Consider the following 1,741-nt stretch of genomic DNA (forward strand, 5'->3'; position numbering starts at 1 on the left):
CGATTAAATCATGTACTTTTTCAGCAATATTATGCCCATCTATTACTGAAAGATTCCCATTCACTAAAATATCGATATCAACATATATTCTATTGCCAAAAATTCTAGTCTTTAGATTTTTTATATCCTTTACCCCTTCAACAGAAAAAGCTATATTTTCTATCTTTGTTATAATCTTTTTATCTGCAGCCTCATCAACTAATCCTTTTATAGATTGAAGATATAGATCTACTCCCACTTTTATAATTAAAATACTTACTATAATTCCTGCAATAGGATCTAAAATTTTCAACCCCATTCTAGCGCCTAAAATTCCTATAAAAGTTCCTGCTGATGATAAAACATCGGACCTATGATGCCATGCATCTGCTTCCATAGAGAAACTTTTAATTTTTTTAGCAGTTTTTATGGTGTACCAAAACATCCCTTCCTTTGCAAGTATTGAAATAAAAGCAGCAATAAGAGCAATTCTACCAGGAGTTTTTATCTCACCAATGATTAATACTTTTACACCCTCATAGCCTATTATCAATCCGGTAATTATCAAAAATATACTCAATATTTTAGCGAAAACTGGTTCATATTTTTCATGGCCATAAGGATGATTTTCATCTGCTTCTTTTGATGACACTTTTAATCCAATAATTACTACTAAGGTTGTGAGAACATCAGATAATGTATGAACTCCATCAGCTAACATAGCATTACTTTGACCTATTATACCAGCTATTATTTTTCCTATAGCCAATATTATATTTATAATAATAGTAAGTATAGAAACCCTTACTCCTAATTTATAGTTTCCCATATAGTTCCCTCCACTATAATATAGTATGTTAAATATCTTATTATTATGAAATCCTCTAATATTAATTGAGAATTTATATAGCTATAATTATATACCCTTAATTATAATAAATCCAGCATTTTACGTAAATAGAAATTGTTATCATTTGAAAATAATTATAGTTTCCATTTACGAAAATTTAAAAACTACTGAACAATTCGCCCAGTAGTTTTCATCGAGATATATACTTTATCTCCTATATTGTAATCATTTAGTTTATCATTATTTTTTTGCACTCTATAGATTTGGGATTTTGTTTTAATCTTATAGTGGATAAATGAACCTAAAAACAACTTTTCTTCAATAACCCCTTCTATTTCTCCTTTCTTTGAATCCATAATAATTCTTTCTGGTCTAATAAAGTCTAGATTTCCATTTCTACGTTTAATTAAATTAGACCAACCAATAAAATTTAATACAAACTCCGTTCTTGGATTGTTATAAACTTCTTCTGGTGTTCCTATTTGTTCTAGTCTTCCTTTGTTCATTATCAAAATTCTATCAGCAATGGATAAAGCCTCTTCCTGATCATGAGTTACAAAAATCATTGTAATATTAAATCTTCTTTGAATTGCCTTAATCTCATCTCTCATTCTTATCCTTAACTTTGCATCTAAGTTAGATAAAGGTTCATCTAATAACAGTACCTTAGGATTAATAATTAAAGATCTGGCCAAAGCTACCCTCTGTTGTTGTCCTCCACTTAGCTGGGTTACTTTCTTATTTTTTTCTTTTCTTAATCCTACTATATCCAAATATTCTTCTCCTTTAATTAAAGCTGTTTGTTTAGAAAAACCTCTAAACTTTAATCCATAAACAACATTTTGTATTACCGTCATATGTGGAAAAAGCGCATAAGATTGAAATACAGTAGATACAGGCCGTTTTTCTGGA

At 29.0% G+C, this 1,741-nt stretch carries 2 protein-coding genes; both read right to left on the reverse strand.

Features of this window, described 5'->3' with window-relative positions:
• Positions 1-808 (reverse strand): cation diffusion facilitator family transporter (locus tag VK998_RS05970; protein ID WP_325226546.1); only part of this gene is annotated, 808 nt, incomplete at its 3' end.
• A 185-nt stretch (positions 809-993) separates the two neighbouring features.
• Positions 994-1,741: ABC transporter ATP-binding protein (locus VK998_RS05975; RefSeq protein WP_325226548.1), on the reverse strand; the 748-nt coding region annotated here is incomplete at its 5' end.

This window comes from Schnuerera sp., from assembly GCF_035459645.1.
Taxonomy (GTDB): Bacteria; Bacillota; Clostridia; order Tissierellales; family Tepidimicrobiaceae; genus Schnuerera.